Annotated in this window: 16 protein-coding genes; 8 read left to right on the top strand and 8 right to left on the bottom strand. The window is 71.1% G+C overall.

Going from position 1 to position 16,334, the window contains the following annotated elements; all coding sequences use genetic code 11:
• Window positions 1-58: 58 nt before the first annotated feature.
• The 4 genes from H1Q64_RS02715 to H1Q64_RS02700 form a co-directional block, all read right to left on the bottom strand.
• Window positions 59-523, bottom strand: a complete 465-nt coding sequence (locus H1Q64_RS02715) for a protease complex subunit PrcB family protein (protein WP_237904275.1) — start codon at window positions 521-523, stop codon at window positions 59-61.
• Window positions 524-531: 8 nt separating this feature from the next.
• Complete coding sequence (locus H1Q64_RS02710) at window positions 532-1,152, bottom strand: glutathione S-transferase family protein (protein ID WP_237904274.1); 621 nt, start codon at window positions 1,150-1,152, stop codon at window positions 532-534.
• 157 nt (window positions 1,153-1,309) lie between these two features.
• On the bottom strand, window positions 1,310-2,713 hold the full coding sequence (hemN, locus tag H1Q64_RS02705; protein WP_237904273.1) for an oxygen-independent coproporphyrinogen III oxidase: 1,404 nt from the start codon (window positions 2,711-2,713) through the stop codon (window positions 1,310-1,312).
• Between the two features lie 80 nt (window positions 2,714-2,793).
• Window positions 2,794-3,219 carry a DUF4112 domain-containing protein gene (locus H1Q64_RS02700; RefSeq protein WP_237904272.1) on the bottom strand — a complete coding sequence of 142 codons (426 nt, stop codon included), beginning with the start codon at window positions 3,217-3,219 and terminating at the stop codon, window positions 2,794-2,796.
• Window positions 3,220-3,703: 484 nt separating this feature from the next.
• On the opposite strand from H1Q64_RS02700, the gene H1Q64_RS02695 reads away from it, so the two are divergent.
• From H1Q64_RS02695 to H1Q64_RS02685, 3 genes are all read left to right on the top strand, one after another.
• Window positions 3,704-3,937, top strand: a complete 234-nt coding sequence (locus H1Q64_RS02695) for a hypothetical protein (protein WP_237904271.1) — start codon at window positions 3,704-3,706, stop codon at window positions 3,935-3,937.
• Window positions 3,938-4,076: 139 nt separating this feature from the next.
• Entirely contained in the window at window positions 4,077-5,150 is a 1,074-nt protein-coding gene (locus H1Q64_RS02690; protein ID WP_237904270.1) for a Tim44 domain-containing protein, read from the top strand.
• Between the two features lie 138 nt (window positions 5,151-5,288).
• On the top strand, window positions 5,289-6,092 hold the full coding sequence (locus tag H1Q64_RS02685) for an ImuA family protein (RefSeq protein ID WP_237904269.1): 804 nt from the start codon (window positions 5,289-5,291) through the stop codon (window positions 6,090-6,092).
• Window positions 6,093-6,151: 59 nt separating this feature from the next.
• On the opposite strand, the gene H1Q64_RS02680 is transcribed toward H1Q64_RS02685, so the two are convergent.
• Window positions 6,152-6,322: a hypothetical protein gene (locus H1Q64_RS02680; protein WP_188259004.1), complete on the bottom strand. Its 171-nt coding sequence runs from the start codon at window positions 6,320-6,322 to the stop codon at window positions 6,152-6,154.
• A gap of 262 nt (window positions 6,323-6,584) precedes the next feature.
• Here H1Q64_RS02680 and H1Q64_RS02675 point away from each other — a divergent pair, with 262 nt between their 5' ends.
• Both H1Q64_RS02675 and H1Q64_RS02670 read left to right on the top strand, forming a co-directional pair.
• The gene (locus tag H1Q64_RS02675; protein ID WP_269145352.1) at window positions 6,585-7,286 is read left to right on the top strand and encodes a tRNA-uridine aminocarboxypropyltransferase; all 702 of its coding nucleotides are present in this window, start codon (window positions 6,585-6,587) and stop codon (window positions 7,284-7,286) included.
• Window positions 7,287-7,582: 296 nt separating this feature from the next.
• Window positions 7,583-8,161, top strand: coding sequence for a tyrosine phosphatase family protein (locus H1Q64_RS02670; RefSeq protein ID WP_014239380.1), 579 nt, complete (start codon window positions 7,583-7,585; stop codon window positions 8,159-8,161).
• Window positions 8,162-8,182: 21 nt separating this feature from the next.
• Here H1Q64_RS02670 and H1Q64_RS02665 read toward each other — a convergent pair whose 3' ends face one another.
• The gene (locus H1Q64_RS02665) at window positions 8,183-11,383 is read right to left on the bottom strand and encodes an error-prone DNA polymerase (protein WP_237904267.1); all 3,201 of its coding nucleotides are present in this window, start codon (window positions 11,381-11,383) and stop codon (window positions 8,183-8,185) included.
• Window positions 11,384-11,393: 10 nt separating this feature from the next.
• Complete coding sequence (locus tag H1Q64_RS02660; RefSeq protein WP_237904266.1) at window positions 11,394-13,025, bottom strand: Y-family DNA polymerase; 1,632 nt, start codon at window positions 13,023-13,025, stop codon at window positions 11,394-11,396.
• A gap of 166 nt (window positions 13,026-13,191) precedes the next feature.
• Between H1Q64_RS02660 and H1Q64_RS02655 the strand changes: the two genes are divergently transcribed.
• The 3 genes from H1Q64_RS02655 (at window position 13,192) to H1Q64_RS02645 (ending at window position 15,605) form a co-directional block, all read left to right on the top strand.
• Window positions 13,192-13,725, top strand: a complete 534-nt coding sequence (locus H1Q64_RS02655; protein ID WP_237904265.1) for a hypothetical protein — start codon at window positions 13,192-13,194, stop codon at window positions 13,723-13,725.
• Window positions 13,726-13,830: 105 nt separating this feature from the next.
• Window positions 13,831-14,394: a HupE/UreJ family protein gene (locus H1Q64_RS02650; RefSeq protein ID WP_237904264.1), complete on the top strand. Its 564-nt coding sequence runs from the start codon at window positions 13,831-13,833 to the stop codon at window positions 14,392-14,394.
• 119 nt (window positions 14,395-14,513) lie between these two features.
• Window positions 14,514-15,605 carry a TAXI family TRAP transporter solute-binding subunit gene (locus H1Q64_RS02645; protein ID WP_237904263.1) on the top strand — a complete coding sequence of 364 codons (1,092 nt, stop codon included), beginning with the start codon at window positions 14,514-14,516 and terminating at the stop codon, window positions 15,603-15,605.
• A 16-nt stretch (window positions 15,606-15,621) separates the two neighbouring features.
• Here the strand turns inward: H1Q64_RS02645 and H1Q64_RS02640 are convergent, their stop codons facing one another.
• Window positions 15,622-16,284, bottom strand: coding sequence for a glutathione S-transferase family protein (locus H1Q64_RS02640; RefSeq protein ID WP_237904262.1), 663 nt, complete (start codon window positions 16,282-16,284; stop codon window positions 15,622-15,624).
• Window positions 16,285-16,334 lie beyond the last annotated feature (50 nt).

Raw genomic sequence — 16,334 nt, 5'->3', positions numbered from 1 at the left:
GCGGGGGAGGGAAGGGGCCCGCGGCGAAGCCGTGGGAAGGGTGGGGGCAAGTGCCCCCTCACTTCTCCCGCTGAAACTTCGCCGCCCCCGCCGCCATCGGGATCAACCGCACCGCATAAGGCGACGTCTGCATCTGCGCCACCGCCTGGGCCGGACCGGGAACCCGCTCGCGGTAGCCGACGACGACATCGCCGCCGGACGCCCGCGCGCTGACGATGGACACGCCGTAGCCGCCGGTGTCGCGCGGGCCGAGGAAGACCGCCGCGGCCATGCGGTCGCCGGGTAGGGGCCCCGGCGCGGCCTCGCCGACGCGGGCCCAGAGGTCGTTCCATTCCTGCGGGTTGCGGGCGACCACATAGGCGCGCTCGTAGGCCTGGCTGCGGTCGCCCTGCCAATAGGTGCCGGGATCGGCGTCGGCAGGAAGCAGGGCCTGGGCCTCCGTGCCGTCCGGGGCGGTCTGGCAGGCGGCCAGCAGGGGGAGGGCGGCGGCGAGGGCGAGAAACGCGACGGCCGGACGAGTCATGCGGCGGCTCACTCCGGCACCGCCATGCCGCGCTTGACCGCCGGGCGCTCCGCGACCGCGTCGTGCCAGCGCTTCAGGTTGGGGTAGCGGTCCAGCACGTTGCCCTCCGCCTTGGCGGCCACGGCCACGAAGGGGAAGCAGGCGATGTCGGCGATGGAGAAGGCGCCGCCGGCCAGATATTCCGACCCGCCCAGACGCTCCTCCATCGCGGCGTGGATGCGCTGCAGCTCGCCTTTGAAATAGTCGATGGCGTAGGGGATCTTCTCCGGCGCCATGACCGCGAAGCGGAACTTGCTCAAGCCCGAGGGGCCGAGGTCGCTGACGCCCAGCATCAGCCAGCTCATCGCCTCCGCCCGCTCGTCCTCGTCCTCGGGCAGGAGGCGGCCGGTGCGCTCCGCGTAGTGCAGCAGGATGGCCCCCGACCCGAACAGGCGGCGCTTCTTGCCGCCGGGCAGATCCTCGACGACGGCGGGGATCTTGCCGATCGGGCTGACCGCCAGATAGTCGGGCTGACGGCCTTCGCCGGCCACGAGGTCGACCTTGTGGACCTTGTAGGTGAGACCCAGCTCTTCCAGCAGGATCGAAGCCTTTTGCCCGTTCGGCGAGGCGAAGGTGTAGAGCGTGATCATCGGTGCCCGTCCCTGGAGCCTGTTCCTTTGCCGCGTCCGCAAAGAATTCAACAGGCACCAGTTTCGCCGATTTGCACGCGGAAGGCCAGAGGCAGGAAAAAGCGTCCTTTTTCCTGCCGATCACATCCTTTTCCTGCCGGTCACAGGGGGATCACGCTCACACCGCGCGGCTGTGCTTCCCGGCGCCGGTGGACAGGTAGGTGTCGAAGCGCGCGGCCACGATGCGCATCAGCGGGCGGGCGGGTTCCGGCACATGGACGCGGCGGCCCTCCACCACGGCGACCCCATCGGCCACCAGATCGGCCATGGCCTCCAGATCGGCGTCGAAGGCCCCGGTGGTCAGCCCGTGGGCCACGGCCACCGCGCCGACGTCCACCGACAGGTCGCACATCAGGCGCACGATCAGGTCGCGGCGCAGCCGGTCGTCGGCGGTCAGCGTCAGCCCCTTGCCGGTCGGGAAGCGTCCGGCCTCGACGGCCTGGGCGTACTGGTCGAAGGGAACGGCGTTCTGCACATAGCCCTGCGGCAGCGCCCCGATGGAGGAGGCGCCGAAGCCCAGAAGCACCTCCGCGTCGTCGGTCGTGTAGCCCTGGAAGTTGCGGCTGAGCCGCCCCTCGGCCTGCTGCACGGCCAGTTCGTCGTCGGGCCGGGCGAAGTGGTCGAGGCCGATGGGCTGGAAGCCGGCGTCGGTCAGCACCCCGGCGATGGACGCGAACTGCTCCCACCGGCCCAGCGTTCCGGCCAGCGCCGACTCGTCGATCTTCTTCTGGTGCGTCTTCATCCACGGCACATGAGCGTAGCCGAAGACCGACAGCCGGTCCGGCGCCATGGTCAGGGCGATCTCCGCGGACCGCGCGACGCTCTCCACCGACTGGTTGGGCAGGCCGTACATCAGGTCGAGGTTGATGTGGCGGATGCCGTTGGCGCGCAGCCACTCCAGCGTCTGCTCGGTCTGTTCCTGCGGCTGGATGCGGTTGATGGCCGCCTGGACGTTGGCGTCGAAGTCCTGCACGCCCAGCGAGGCGCGGTTGACCCCGGCGCGGCCCAGCGCCTCCGCCATCTCGCGGGTCAGGGTGCGCGGATCGATCTCCACCGCGATCTCCGCGTCCGCCGTCACGTCGTAGCGTTCGCGCAGCAGGGCGATCAGCGATTCGAAGTCGTCCGGCGCCATCATGGTCGGGGTGCCGCCGCCGAAATGGATGTGCCGCACCCGCAGTCGCCCGGAGATGCGGTCGGCGACCATGCCAACCTCGCGCCGCAGATGGCCGAGATACTCGGCGATGGGAGCGTAACGGGCGACGATCTTCGTGTGGCAGCCGCAGTACCAGCACATCTTCGCGCAGAAGGGCACATGCAGGTACAGCGACCCCGTGTGGGCCGCCGTGTCCAGCTCCGCCAGCCAGTCCGCGTAGCGCTCCGCCCCCACGGCGGCGGTGAAGTGCGGCGCCGTCGGGTAGCTGGTGTAGCGGGGCACCCGCAGCCCGTCGTACTTGGCGAGCAGGGCGGCGTTCAGCGGGGCGGTCGGGGCGGTGGCGCAGGCCACGGGGGAGATCGCGTTCATGGCGGGGAGGATCGTGCAGACCGCCTTCCGCCGCTTTGACACAAGTCAAGCGTTCGAACGCCGGCCGTCTGGCCGGTCCGTCAGTTGGGTGCGGCCAGCCGGTTCTCCAGATGCTCCAGCAGCAGGTTCAGGTTGCGGCGGTTGGCCTTGAAGCCGATGTCGAAGAGGGCGCCGACCACCGGGACCGAGCCGCCGGCCCAATCCACCGCCATGTTGGCGAGCATGCGGGCGATCAGGCTCTTCGGAAGGTCGAAGCGGGCGGCTTCCATGATGATGTAGGCGGCCACCACGGTGGTCGCCGTGCTGCCGACGACCGGGACCAGCGCGGCGATGCCGTCCAGTCCGAAGGGGATGCGGGTGCCGGGAACGCGCCAGCGCGTGTCCATCAGCCGGGTCAGCCGGCGCAGCCGTTCCAGCCGTTCCAAGTCGATGTGGATGACCGGCGCCGCCGTGGCGACGCCCGAGAGGCTGGTGGCGGGCGCGGGGCGCGTGCGGATGTCGCTCATGGGGCTTCACCGGAGCAGGAGAGCCGCCGTGGGGAGCCGCCGGTGGATGAAGCCGTTGGCGGAGCCGGTCGGGCGTGACGGGTGAGCAACCCGCGGCTGTGCCCGGCGGTTCCCGGCCTATCTCCATCGGGTGCCCGGCACCACGGACGCGCTCACGGTCCGGGCGGGGCCATCGTCATATGGATGGTCGGGCGGACGCAGGGTCATCGTCCGAACGGAGAGGGGGGGTGACGACCGGGTGCGGCGAATGGACGCGCGATCTGGATTTGTGGGAAGCCAAGCGATTGTTGTTCCGACGATTTTTCCGGAATCGCCGGGTTTTCGAGCGGCCATATGCCGAAGGCATCTCTGGTCTGGGACGTCCTTAGGCACAACAATGGTGCGCGCAGATCGAGACTTTAGACCGAAAAGAACCGAACGGGCACCCGCTCCACAGGGTGATGGGCGGGGCACCAGTCATCGGATAAAAGCAGGGAGGATCACCATGACCACTCTTTATTGCGCCTGCTGCGGACAGCCGTTCCGCCGCAGCTCGCCGCGCGGCCCGGCGCCGCTTTACTGCTCGCGCGATTGCCGTCGCCAGATCGAGGTGCGCCGCCGCGTCTGGGCATCGCTGCAAGCGGCGGAGCGGCTGCCCGCGCCGCTGCCGCCGGCCGTTCCGGCCGGTGCGGGAACTTTCCATAGGGTGGAAATGGTGTGGGAGCGCGCCTCCGCCTGATCGGGGGCGACGGGCGGCCTGCGCATTTTTTGGCCGGTTTGGTTGCGGCCCCCTCTAAAACAGCAGGGCTGCCATACCATATAGGAGGACGCTACATGAGTGAGCGTCCCCCGAAACGAGGGCTTTACCGAACACGGCCATGACCCAGAACACGCGATCCCCCCGCACCGTTTCCCGCACTCCGGCCCGCGCCTTCGGCGCCGTCGCTCTGGCGCTGGCCGTGGCGCTGACCGCCGGCACCGCCGACGCCCGCGCCGGCAAGAGCAGTTCCGCGGGCAGCCGCGGCTCGCGCACTTACGAGGCGCCGGCCCAGACCAACACCGCGCCGCGCGCCGCCCCGATGGAGCGCTCGGCCGCCCCGGCCCAGACCCCGGGCGCCCAGCAGCCGGGCATGGCGTCGCCGGCGGCGGCGCAGCGCGGCGGCTTCTTCTCGCGCGGCGGCTTCATGCCGGCCCTGATGGGCGGCCTGATCGGCGCCGGCATCGCCGGCATGCTGTTCGGCGGCGGCTTCCTCGATGGGCTGGGCAGCTTCGCGGGCATCCTGGGCTTCATCCTCCAGATCCTGCTGGTCGTCTTCCTGGTCCGTCTGGCCATGCGCTTCTTCCGCAACCGTTCGGCGGGTTCGGCGCGGCCGGCGGGCATGGGCGCTTCCAACGCCGCCTATGCCGGTCCGAATCCGGGCGCCATGAACCGCGAGGCGGTGGACGCGCGCTCGAACCCGCTGGGTGGTGGCGCTCGCGGTGGTGCGGCGGCGGGTCCGGCCTCGGGTCCAGCTTCTTCCGGCCGGCCGGGCGTGCGCCGTGACGACCTGGGCATCGGTCCGGCCGACTATCAGGCGTTCGAGCAGACGCTGGTCGCGGTCCAGACCGCCTACGGCAACGAGGACCTGACGGCCCTGCGCAGCGCCGTGACGCCGGAGATGGCCTCCTACTTCACCGAGGAACTGGCGGCCAACCACAACCGCGGCGTGGTCAACCGCCTGTCCGACGTCCGCCTGCTCCAGGGCGACCTGGCCGAGGCGTGGCGCGAGGGCAACGCGGAATACGCCACCGTGGCGATGCGCTTCTCGCTGACCGACGTGACGGTGGACCGCGCGAGCAACCGCGTGGTCGAGGGCGACCCGAACCGTCCGGTCGAAGCCACGGAAATCTGGACCTTCACCCGTCCGCGCGGCGGGCGCTGGGTCCTGTCGGCGATCCAACAGGCCGGCTGACCACTCTCCACTCCTCAACCGGTCTCGCGAGGGGGGCGTCCGAAAGGGCGCCCCCCTTTTGCATTTCCGGACTCCCCTGGGCGGATGGGACATGATAGAACATATCAGGAACAAATACCTGTTCAGCGGAAGCGAGTCATGCCCGAACTTCCTGTGCCTGGGTCCTGCATCGAAGCGCCCCCGCCGGACCGGGCGGCGGTTCTGGCCGATCTGCGCGCCCGCATCCGGGGCCTGGAAGGGCTGGGCGGGGAGGGCACGCGGGTGCTGCCCTTCGGCCTGCCGGATCTCGACGGAGCCTTTCCGGCGGGCGGTCTGCCGCTCGGCTGCCTGCACGAGGTGGCGGGGGAGGAGCCGGGGGCCGGCACGGCCTTCGCCGCGCATCTGCTGGCCCGCCTCGCCAGCGCGGCGGCGCCCGCGCTGTGGGTCGTGCGCGGGCGCGACCTGCACGCCGCCGGGCTGGCCGCCTATGGGCTGACGCCGGACCGGCTGATCGCCGTGCGCGCGACCCGCGACGCCGACGCCCTGTGGGCGATGGAGGAGGCGCTGCGCTGCAAGCGGCTGTCCGCCGTGCTGGGGGAGGTCGGTGGGCTGGACCTGACGGCGAGTCGCCGGCTGCAACTGGCCGCCGAGTCGTCGGGTGTGACGGGATTCCTGTTGCAGAGCACCGCCCGCCGCTCGGCGGCGAGCGCGGCGGTCACCCGCTGGCGGATCGCGCCGGCGCCCAGTTGGACGGCGGAGCCGGGCGTGGGCGATCCGCGCTGGCGCGCGGAACTGGAGCGCTGCCGGGGCGGTCGCCCGGGGGCGTGGCTTGTGGAATGGCGTGACGGTGTCCTGGTCCCGGCGCAAGCACCGGAGCGGGCCGTTCCCGCGCCCGCATCCACCCCGGTTCGGCGTCCGGCTCCGGCGGGCGGACACGGACCGTCCTGGGCCGAGGTGGCATGATGCGGACGGAGGGACGGACGGTGATGTCGCCTACGCGACAGCCACCCGTCGTTTTCCTGTCAGTAGTTGGTGGCCCAGTCGGGCAGGGGGTGCCCGGTCTCGCCATCCGGATCGGCGTCGGGCGGAAAGGGCGCGTCGTCCGCGTAGAGCGGCAGTTGCCGGGCGAATTCCGCCGATTCCTGAGCCCGGCGTTGCTCCAGCAAGCGGGCGGCCAAATGAGCGGGCAGCATGGCAAGCCTCCTTCTGAGCGTCGGGAGAGCCCGGGGAGCGGTCCTGTCGGCCGCCCTCGGCCCAACCCGTCCTGTGTGTCTGGACGCTATCATGCAAGGTCCAGGCCTCTAAGTGATGCAGATCACGCGTTATGCAAACTTTAATGCGCCCGGTTTCTTTTCGGGCCCCGTTTCTTTTTGAGGCCCGTTCCTTTTTTCGGGTGGGAAGCCCATAGTCCCCGCCTCCCGCTTTTCCGCGGATGTTCCTTCTCCGAGACCGACCATGCATGCCGAATCCTGCCTCACCTGCCTAAAACCTATGCATTTGTGCGTTTGCGAGGCGGTGGAGCCGATCGACAACGCCGTCTTCCTGCTCATCCTCCAGCACCCGCAGGAAAAGCGCGAAACGCTGGGCACCGCGCAGATCACCCATCTCCAGTTCAAGAACTCCGCGCTGAAGGTGGGGCTGAGCTGGTCGAACCTGAAGCGCATCCTGGGACGCGAGGTCGATTACAAGCGCTGGGGCGTGCTCTATCTCGGCCCGGTCAAGCAGGGTGCGGCCCCTCTGCCGGAGGTGTCCGTGGTGGACAAGGGCGGCGTCCCGCAGAAGGACAGCGAGCTGGTGCTGGGCGACCTGGAGGGCGTCATTGTTCTGGACGGCACCTGGAGCCAAGCCAAGACGCTGTGGTGGCGCAACCCGTGGCTCCTGAAGTGCCGCCGCATCGTGCTGAACCCGCAGTTCCGCTCCCTCTATGGGCAGGCCCGCAAGGAGCCGCGGCGCGACAGCGTCTCGACCCTGGAGGCCGCCGCCTTCCTGCTGTCGCGGCTGGAGGCCGAGCCGGCGGTCCTCGAGCGCGCGCTGAAGCCTTTCGCCCTGCTGCTGAAGAAGCTGCGCGCGCCGCGCCCACGCCCCGTTCCGCCGCCCCGCGCGGAGGCGGCAGAGCCCGCTCTGGAGACGGCCCCCAATCAGGACGAGGGGAAATAATCCGCACCTCTTCCGGGATCGCCCTTTCCGGGTAAGCCCCCCTCGACCAGGGCGGCCGTGGCAACCAACGCGCGTTTCTGCTGTTGGGGATTGCATCGGCCGCTCGGGCCTCAACCAAGGGAGCGATCCATGAAGGGCGTTTTGCTGTGGCTTGTCGGGATTCCCATTCCGATCATTCTTCTGCTGTATCTGTTCAACGTCCTCTGATTGGGTCTCTGATCGGCTTGACGGCACGGACCGGCGGCGCCACATGCGAACCGCGCCGCCCTCCGCGCGCACGGCAAGAGACGAGGACCATGGCCCGCGATTTCGTTCCCTTCGGACTGACCGTCTGCGGCATCGAGGAGCTGAACGGCTTCTGCGAGGCCGGCGTGACCCACGTCCTGTCGATCCTCGACCCCGGCCATCCGGAGCCGACCGCTTTCGGCTCCTACGGCGAGCACAAGCGGCTGGAACTGCGCTTCCACGACATCATCGACCCCTACATGGGCCAGTCCCTGCCGCAGCGTGCGGACGTGGAGCGCATCCTGGCCTTCGGGCGCGACCTGATGACCGAGCCGACCGGGGTGGGCGGGCTGCTGGTCCATTGCCACGCCGGCATTTCGCGCTCGACCGCCGCCCTGACCATGATCCTGGCCCAGGCCAGCCCGGACCGTCCCGCCGCCGAGGCGATGGCCGCCGTGGTCGGCATCCGCCACAAGGCGTGGCCCAACCTGCGCATGATCGAATTCGCCGACGAGATCCTGGAGCGACGGGGTGAGCTCGTCGCCGCCGTCCGCGCCCGCCACCGCAGCTATGGCCGGGAGCGTCCCGATCTGGTCCAGTTCATGATCGACAACGGCCGGGTGCGCGAGGTCGCGGACCTGATCGACTGACCGTTTCTTTTCAACCCTTCCTCAGCGGAAATTCCGCCCCTCCGGGAAGACCGCGGCGGCGGAGCGGTTGGGCAACGCGTCGGGGTCGGTCAGGTCGCACAGCCGGTGCGTCAGGTCGCTCAGCCGCTCGACGCGCAGGTGGATGACCTCGCCGCCCTCGTCGTTGGGCTTGCCGCTGCGCTCCACCCGGCCGGTGGCGGCGATCAGGCGGGCGCCGATGATCGTCTTGCGGAATGTCTCGAACACGTCCGGCATGATGACGAGGTTGGCGATACCGGTCTCGTCCTCCAGCGTGATGAAGACCACGCCCTCGGCGCTGCCCGGCCGCTGCCGGACCAGCGCCAGCCCCGCCACGGTCAGCCGCGTGCCGGCCCGCACCGTGCCCAGCCGGTCGGTCGGAGCCACCCCGGTGAAGCCATCGCGCAGCAGCGCCATGGGATGCGCCTTCAGCGACAGGCACAGGCTGCCGTAGTCCATCACCACATGCTCGCCCAGCGCCATGGTGGGCAGGAGGGCCTGTGGCTCGTCCTGGGCGGAGTCGGCGAGGCCGGCGAACAGCGGCAGCGGCTGCGCCCCCAGCGCCTTCACCGCCCACAGCGCGGCCCGCCGGTCCAGCCCGACGGAGCGGAAGGCGTCGGCCTTGGCCAGCCGCTCCAGACCGGCAACCGGCATGCGCGCGCGGCGCCACAGGTCGTAGGGATCGCGGTAGCCCGCCCCGCGGCACAGCACGAGTTGATGCGCGTCCTTTTCGTCCATCCCCCGGACCAACCGCAGGCCGAGCCGCAGGGCATGGCGGATGTTTCCAATGCACCCTCTCCCCCCCGGGGAGAGGGTCTGCGTTCCCATTTCGCAAAGCGGTTCCAATGTGCAATCCCAATCCGACCGGTTGATGTCCGGGGGCAGCACGGTCACCCCATGCTCACGGGCGTCGCGGACGATCTGGGCGGGGGCGTAGAAGCCCATGGGTTGGCTGTTCAGCAGGGCCGCGGCGAAGACGTCCGGATGGTGGCACTTCATCCAGGCCGACACATAGGCCAACAGGGCGAAGCTCGCCGCGTGGCTCTCGGGGAAGCCGTACTCGCCAAACCCCTCGATCTGCTGGAAGCAGCGCTCGGCGAAGGCGCGGTCGTAGCCTTTGCCGACCATGCCCTCGATGAACCGGTCGCGGAAAAGCTGGACCTCTCCGGTCTTGCGGAAGGTCGCCATGGCGCGGCGCAGCCGGTCAGCGTCTTCCGCGCTGAAGCCGGCGCCGACGATGGCGATCTGCATCGCCTGTTCCTGGAACAGCGGCACGCCCAGCGTCCTCTTCAGCACCGCTTCCAGGTCGGGAGATGGGTAGGTGACCAATTCCTCCTTGTTGCGGCGGCGCAGGTAGGGGTGGACCATGTCGCCCTGGATCGGGCCGGGGCGCACGATGGCGACCTGGATCACCAGATCGTAAAACTCTTTGGGCCGCAGGCGGGGCAGCATGGACATTTGCGCCCGGCTTTCCACCTGGAAGACGCCCAGGCTGTCGGCCCGGCACAGCATGTCGTAGGTCGCCGGGTCCCCCTGCGGCACCATCGCCAGCGTCAGGGGACGCTTGTAGTGCCGCTTCAGCAGATCGAAGCCGCGGTGCAGGCAGGTCAGCATGCCCAGCGCCAGCACGTCCACCTTCAGGATGCCCAGCGCGTCGATGTCGTCCTTGTCCCACTCGATGGTCGTGCGGTCCTTCATGGCGGCGTTGGCGATGGGGCACAGGTCGCTCAAGGGGCTGCGGGTGATGACGAAGCCGCCGACATGCTGCGACAGGTGGCGGGGGAAGCCGATCAGCTCCTGCGCCAGTTCCAGCGTCTGGCGGAGCCGCGGGTCGTCGGGGTCGAAGCCGTATTGCCGGGCGCGCTCCTCGTCCACGCCGTGGCGGCTCCAGCCCCAGACGGAGGAGGACAGCCGCGCCACCAGATCGGCGGACAGGCCCATGGCCTTGCCGACCTCGCGGATGGCGCCGCGGGCGCGGTAGCGGATGACGGTGGCGGTCAGCCCGGCCCGCTCGCGCCCGTATTTTTCGTAGATGTACTGGATGACCTTCTCGCGCTTCTCATGCTCGAAATCCACGTCGATGTCCGGCGGCTCGTTGCGGGCCGAGGAGATGAAGCGCTCGAACAGCAGCCTGGTGGTGGCGGGATCGACCGAGGTGATGCCCAGGCAATAGCAGACCGCCGAATTGGCCGCCGAGCCACGCCCTTGGCAGAGAATGTCCTGCGAGCGGGCGTAGCGCACGATGTCGTGCACCGTCAGGAAATAGGGTGCGTAATCGAGTTGCCCGATCAGCGCCAATTCGCGGTGCAGGGTCTGCGCCACCGTCTCCGGCACGCCGTCCGGGTAGCGGCGGGCGGCGCCGGCCCAGGTCAGGTCGCTCAGCGTCTCCTGCGGGCTGCGCCCGTCCTCGGCCACCTCGTCCGGGTATTCGTAGCGCAGCTCCTCCAGCGAGAAGCGGCAGGCGGCGGCGATCTCCACCGTGCGGGCGACCGCGTCGGGGTGGCGGTGGAACAGGCGGGCCATCTCCACCCCGGCCTTCAAATGCCGCTCGGCGTTGGCCGACAGGCGCCAGCCCGCCTCGTCGATGGTCGTGCCGCTGCGGATGCAGGTCATCACGTCGGCCAGCGGGCGGCGGGCGGGGGTGTGGTAGAGCACGTCGTTGGTCGCCACCAGCGGCACCCGCTCCGCCTCGGCCAGCCCGGCCAGCCAGGACAGCCGCCGCTGGTCGTCGCCGCGGTAGCGGTGGCTGGCGGCGAGGTGCAGGCGGTTCCCCAGATCGTTGCGCCAGCCGCGCAGCGCGTGGACGAACGCAGGGTCGCGCTGGTCCGGCGGCACCAGCAGGAACAGCATCCCCTCCGCATGGTCCAGCAAGTCGGCACGGGCGATGAAGCAGGCCCCCTTGGGCGCCCGCCGCTTGCCCAGCGTCAGCAGCCGCGACAGCCGCGCGTAGGCCGCCCGGTCGGTGGGGTAGGCGAGCAGGCTGTCCGCGTCGGTCAGGTCGAGCCGGCAGCCGACAATCAGGCGGAGGCCGTGCTTGCGGGCGGCGGTGTGCGCCTGCACCACCCCGGCCAGCGAGTTGCGGTCGGTCACCGCGACGGCGGCGTGGCCGAGGCCGGCGGCGGTCAGCGCCAGCTCGTCCGGGTGGGACGCGCCCTCCAGAAAGGTGAAGCTGGTCGAGACCTGGAGTTCGGCGTAGGGGGTCATGGCGGCCCCATCACCCGAAGAAGCCGTGCAGGAACCACAGCGCCGCCACGCCGGGCCGGTACAGCCCCTGGCGGAAGACCCAGAAGCGGCGCCCGGCCTCGTCCTCGACGCGGTAATAGTCGCGGGGCTCGCCGTCGCGCCGCCACCACTCGGCCGCGATCCGCTCCGGCCCGTCGGCACGGCGGATGCGGTGCCGGGCGCCGCGCCAGAGGAACATCACCGGCGGGTCGTCGGGAAGCAGGGCCATGGCCTCGATGGGCTCCGGCGGGGCGAGCAGCCGCACCGGGCGCGGGCGGTCGGCGGGCCACAGCGCACCGCCGGGGGCATCCGCGAAGGCGGGGGCGGGGGCCACGCTACGCTCCGGCAGCCAGCTTTGCCGCGGGACCAGCCGCAGCACCGCCCGCTCCCCCAGCCGGTTGCCCAGGCGGTCCATCAGCTCTCCCAGCTCCGGCTGCCCGTCCGCACCGCCATCCAGCGCGGCCTGCGCGGCGACGAGCGGGCCGACCTCGGTGGCCGACAGCACCATCAGTTCCAGGCCGGGGCCGGGCTCCACCCGGTCGAGCTTCTGGGCGAACAGCCGCATCAGCGCGTCCGGGCGGCGCACCGGGTGGCCGGTGCCGATGGCCAGCGTCTGGGGCGCGTCCTCCAGCCGGCGGTCCACCCGGTGCAGCTCCAGCCGCAACCGGCGGGCGCCCTCGCCGGTGTTCTCCAGTCCGGCGCAGAGGGAGGCCAGCAGGCGGCGCAGCGCCTCGGCGATGGCCTCGGCCGTGGTGATCGGCTCGGGCAGGGCGAGGCGGACGCTGTGCGGCGGCACCGGCAGGCGAGGGGACAGCGGCTCGTCCAGCCGTCCATAGGCTTGGTCGAGCCGTCGCAGCAGTTCCGGCCCGAAGCGGCCAGCCAGCGTGGCGCGGGGGAGGGCGTGCAGATCCCCGATCCGCCGCAGCCCCACCGCGGCCAGCCCGTCCACCGTGGCGGCGGGCAGACGCAGCGCGGCGACGGGGAGGGGGGAGAGGAGGGTGTTGGCCCGGTTGCCCCCACCCTCCCGCTTTGCGGGTCCCTCCCTCCCCCGCTGCGCAGGGGAGGGCCTTGAGGCTTGCAGCGGAGTTCCCTCCCCTGCGCAGCGGGGGAGGGTTAGGGTGGGGGCCTCCCTCCCGAACCGCGCCAGCGCCCAGGCCGCCGCGGGCGTGTCCGCCACCGCCAGCCGCGACTCGAAGCCCGCCGCATTCAGCCGAGCGGTCAGGTCGGCGGCCATGACCGCTTCCCCTCCGAACAGATGGGCGCAGCCGGTGATGTCCAGCGCCACGCCGTCGGGACCGTCCGGGGTGGTCCAGGGGGTGTAGCGCGTGCACCAGCCGGCGATCCGCTCCAGCAGGCGGGCGTCCGACTCGGGCTCGGCGTCGAAGACGGCCAGGGCGGGTTCGATGGCGCGGGCGTCGGCCAGACTCATGCCGGGCCACACCCCGGCCGCCGCCGCGGCGCGGTTGACGGCGGCCACGCCCAGCCGCCCGCGCTCGGCCAGGATGGCGGCCAGGGGATGGTCGCGCCGCTCCGGATGGCGGCGGCTGTGGGCGTCGGTGGGCAGCCGCGGCAGCCACAGGGACAGGATGCGCTGCGCCGTCCGTTCGGTCTCCCGTTCCATCATGCCCCCTCCCTTCACCGCTCGTCGCGCCAATCGCTCTATCTCGAACAAAACAAGAACATTCTAGCGGCAAAAGCCGGCGGTTGGGAGTCCCCTTACGGCCTCACCAAGAAGGGGGAGATCGCCGGGAGGGCCTTGTCCCGTCTCCGCGGGACACGACATGGATGGTATGACACCGATCCGTCCCACCGCCGTGTTCCTGCCTGTCGCCGTCGCGCTCGCCGCTCTTGCGCTGGGGGCCTGTGCGACGGAGGTGCACGACGAGATGCCGGGACGGGCCCAGGCGGCCCCGCCGGTGTCCGCGCAGAGCGGTGGGCTGAAGACGCTGCGCCAGATCCAGGCGGAGGAGAACGCCCGCCTGACTCCCGCACCGCGGCCGGAGCCTGCACCCGCCCCGCCGCAAAAGCTCTCCGACGCCTCGCAGGCGCCCGGCCAACCTCCCGACCAGCCGCCGCCGGTGCGCCGCCGCGGCAGCTCGTCCCCGCCGCCGCCGCCCATCGACCAGCCGGCCACCCCCGCCCTGCCGGCGCCGGGCTCCACCCAGGGGCTGACCGACCGCGCCAAGCGCGACCTGATGAGCCCGGAGGTCGACCGGCTGCGCACCGAGGACGCCATGGGCCGGCTCGACCCGCTGCAGCAGCGCGACCTGCTCCGCAAGCAGCAGGACCTCCGCCAGTATGGCCCCGGCCCACTGGGCTACTGACGCCAAACGTCCACAAGCTCCCCGCCCTGGTCACTTGACCCCACCCCGCGCAACGGCCATACCGGCCCGGTGCTGCGCAGAGACGTTGGGGAAAAGGGGTAGGGGATGGTGGCGATCCGGTCGGTTCTTCTGGCGCTCGCATTGATCGGCGCCGGTGCCGCGCCCGCGCTGGCGCGGATGACGGTGACCGGGCCGTTCGGCACCGGCCTGACCGAACCGGTGTGGGTGCTGCAGCATCTGCTGGGCTTCCTCGCCATCGGGCTGTGGAGCGGGCAGAACGGCGGCCCTTCGGTCTGGCAGCTTCCGGTGGCGGCGCTGACCGCGGTGCTGGCCGCCGGGCTGGCCGCGCAGATCGGCATCCGTTTGCCCTACGCCGCGGAAGGGCTGTCGGCGTCGCTGATCCTGATGGGCGGACTGGTCGCCCTCGGGCTGAAGGCTCCGTTGGCCCTGGGTGTGCTGACGGTCGCTGCGGCGGGGGCCTTCCACGGCTATGTGCATATGGGCGGGCCGCTGTTCTGGGCTGGGCTGTCGTCCGGAGTGCTGCTGGTCATCGGCGCCGGGCTGGGCCTGTCGGTGGCGGTGGGGCAGGCGGCGTCGGGCCGAGTCGTGCAAATGTGTGGCGGCGCGGTAGCACTCGCCGGGGTTCTTGATCTGGCGGGCGTCTTTTAAGCCCCCGACGCCTTGAAAAAGCCCGGCTGCGGGTATTCTTGTAAGAGCGTGTCCAACACACGCCGCCGATGGCCCAATGCCGCCGGGACGGCTGGCCAGCAGGAAAGGTGGACCCGCCGGTGCCGCGCGCAGGAGCCAACCCCCGCCTTTCCTCCCAAGGTCTTCCCAGCCGCCGCCATCTCCTGGCCGGTGTCGCGGGGGCCGCTCTGCTCGGCCTGCTGCCGCGGGGTGCCGAGGCGCAGGACATCCGCTATTTCCGGATCGGCACGGGCACCACGTCGGGCACCTATTTCCCGATCGGCGGGCTGATCGCCAACGCCATCTCCAACCCGCCCGGCTCGCGCCCCTGCGACCGCGGGGGAAGCTGCGGCGTGCCGGGTCTGATCGCGGTGGCGCAGGCGACGCTCGGCTCGGTGGAGAACATCGAGCTGCTGCGCTCCGGCGCGGTCGAGGCCGGGATGTCCCAGGCCGACATCGCCTATTGGGCCTACACCGGCTCCGGCATCTTCCACGGCAAGGCGCCCTTCGAGGGGCTGCGCTCCATCGGCATGCTCTACGCGGAAGCGATCCAGCTCGTCGTGCGCGCCGACAGCGACCTGCACGGCGTGGCCGACCTCAAGGGCAAGGCCGTTTCGCTGGGGGAGGAGGGCTCCGGCGTGCTGGTGGAGGCGCGGGCGATCCTCGACGCCTTCGGCGTGAAGGAGGCGGAGCTGCGGCCCCCGGCCTACCTGAAGCCCGGCACGGCGGCGGACCGGCTGGCCAAGAAGGAGCTGGACGCCTTCTTCATGGTCGGCGGCTTCCCGGTGGCGGCGGTCACCGACGTGGCGAATCGCGAGCCGATCCGCCTGATCCCGATCGACGGCGAGATCGCCGACGGGCTGCGCATCCGCCAGCGCTTCTACATGGACCAGACCATTCCCGCCGACACCTACCCCGGCGTGCCGGAGATCCACACGCTGGGGGTAGGGGCGGAGCTGCTGGTCCGCGCCGACCGCGACCCCGCCCTGATCCACGGCGTCACCAAGGCGCTGTGGCACGAGAACACCCGCCGCCTGCTGATCGAGGGCCATCCCAAGGGGCGCAGCTTCGACGCCACCAAAGCGGTCGCCAACGTCTCGGTCCCGCTGCATCCGGGCGCCGAGCGCTACTACCGCGAGGTCGGGCTGATCGGCAACGCCGCCAACGAACCGACCGGCGGGGCGACGCCCTAACGCCCTATTCCGGGTCCTATTGCGGGTCGCGCTCGTCCGCGTAGAGGTCCCAGGGCTCCGCCTTGGCGGCGGCCACCCATTCCGCCATGGCCGGCAGCTCCATCACCGCCCGCGCGTAGTCGCCGCACAGCCCGTCCATCTCCACCCCGTAGGTGAGGAGGCGCGTCACCACCGGCGCGTACATGGCATCGGCAATGGAGAAATCGCCGAACAGGAAGGGGCCGCCCGCCCCGAAGCGGGACCGCGCGTCGCGCCACAGGGCGAAGACGCGGGCGATGTCGGCCTCGCTCTCGGCGTTGCGGCCCACGCCGGGGCGGAAGGCCTTGAGGTCCATGGACATGTGGGTGCGCAGGGCGACAAAGCCCGAATGCATCTCCGTCGCGACCGACCGCGCCACCGCGCGGGCGTGGGCGTCCGCCGGCCAGAGGGTAGCCTCGGGAAAGGTCTCCGCCAGATACTCGCAGATCGCCAGCGAGTCCCAGATCACCCGGTCGCCGTGCCGCAGACAGGGCACCCGGCCGGAGGGCGAATGCTCGGCGATGCGGGCGGCGGTGTCGGGCTGGCGCAACGGGATGACGATCTCCCGGAAGGGCCGGCCGGTCCGCTTCAGCGCCAGCCAGGGCCGCAGGGACCAGGAGGAGAAGGCCTTGTTGCCGATGACCAGGGTCAGGTCGTCCATGGGTGCGCCTCGGTCGCGAAAGGAGGGGGGCGGAGCATGCCTGTCCCGCG

Origin of the sequence: Azospirillum brasilense (assembly GCF_022023855.1) — a bacterium.
Classification (GTDB): domain Bacteria; phylum Pseudomonadota; class Alphaproteobacteria; order Azospirillales; family Azospirillaceae; genus Azospirillum; species Azospirillum brasilense_F.
Note: the sequence above shows the minus strand (reverse complement) of the source record. Positions and strands in the feature narration are given on the sequence as shown.

Coding starts and splice junctions, on each gene's coding strand:
- H1Q64_RS02650 (WP_237904264.1), top strand. CDS start 13,831: ATGGTGGCGATCCGGTCGGTTCTTCTGGCGCTCGCATTGATCGGCGCC.
- H1Q64_RS02640 (WP_237904262.1), bottom strand. CDS start 16,284: ATGGACGACCTGACCCTGGTCATCGGCAACAAGGCCTTCTCCTCCTGG.
- H1Q64_RS02695 (WP_237904271.1), top strand. CDS start 3,704: ATGACCACTCTTTATTGCGCCTGCTGCGGACAGCCGTTCCGCCGCAGC.
- H1Q64_RS02680 (WP_188259004.1), bottom strand. CDS start 6,322: ATGCTGCCCGCTCATTTGGCCGCCCGCTTGCTGGAGCAACGCCGGGCT.
- hemN (WP_237904273.1), bottom strand. CDS start 2,713: ATGAACGCGATCTCCCCCGTGGCCTGCGCCACCGCCCCGACCGCCCCG.
- H1Q64_RS02710 (WP_237904274.1), bottom strand. CDS start 1,152: ATGATCACGCTCTACACCTTCGCCTCGCCGAACGGGCAAAAGGCTTCG.
- H1Q64_RS02700 (WP_237904272.1), bottom strand. CDS start 3,219: ATGAGCGACATCCGCACGCGCCCCGCGCCCGCCACCAGCCTCTCGGGC.
- H1Q64_RS02690 (WP_237904270.1), top strand. CDS start 4,077: ATGACCCAGAACACGCGATCCCCCCGCACCGTTTCCCGCACTCCGGCC.
- H1Q64_RS02675 (WP_269145352.1), top strand. CDS start 6,585: ATGCATGCCGAATCCTGCCTCACCTGCCTAAAACCTATGCATTTGTGC.
- H1Q64_RS02665 (WP_237904267.1), bottom strand. CDS start 11,383: ATGACCCCCTACGCCGAACTCCAGGTCTCGACCAGCTTCACCTTTCTG.
- H1Q64_RS02655 (WP_237904265.1), top strand. CDS start 13,192: ATGACACCGATCCGTCCCACCGCCGTGTTCCTGCCTGTCGCCGTCGCG.
- H1Q64_RS02715 (WP_237904275.1), bottom strand. CDS start 523: ATGACTCGTCCGGCCGTCGCGTTTCTCGCCCTCGCCGCCGCCCTCCCC.
- H1Q64_RS02660 (WP_237904266.1), bottom strand. CDS start 13,025: ATGATGGAACGGGAGACCGAACGGACGGCGCAGCGCATCCTGTCCCTG.
- H1Q64_RS02685 (WP_237904269.1), top strand. CDS start 5,289: ATGCCCGAACTTCCTGTGCCTGGGTCCTGCATCGAAGCGCCCCCGCCG.
- H1Q64_RS02670 (WP_014239380.1), top strand. CDS start 7,583: ATGGCCCGCGATTTCGTTCCCTTCGGACTGACCGTCTGCGGCATCGAG.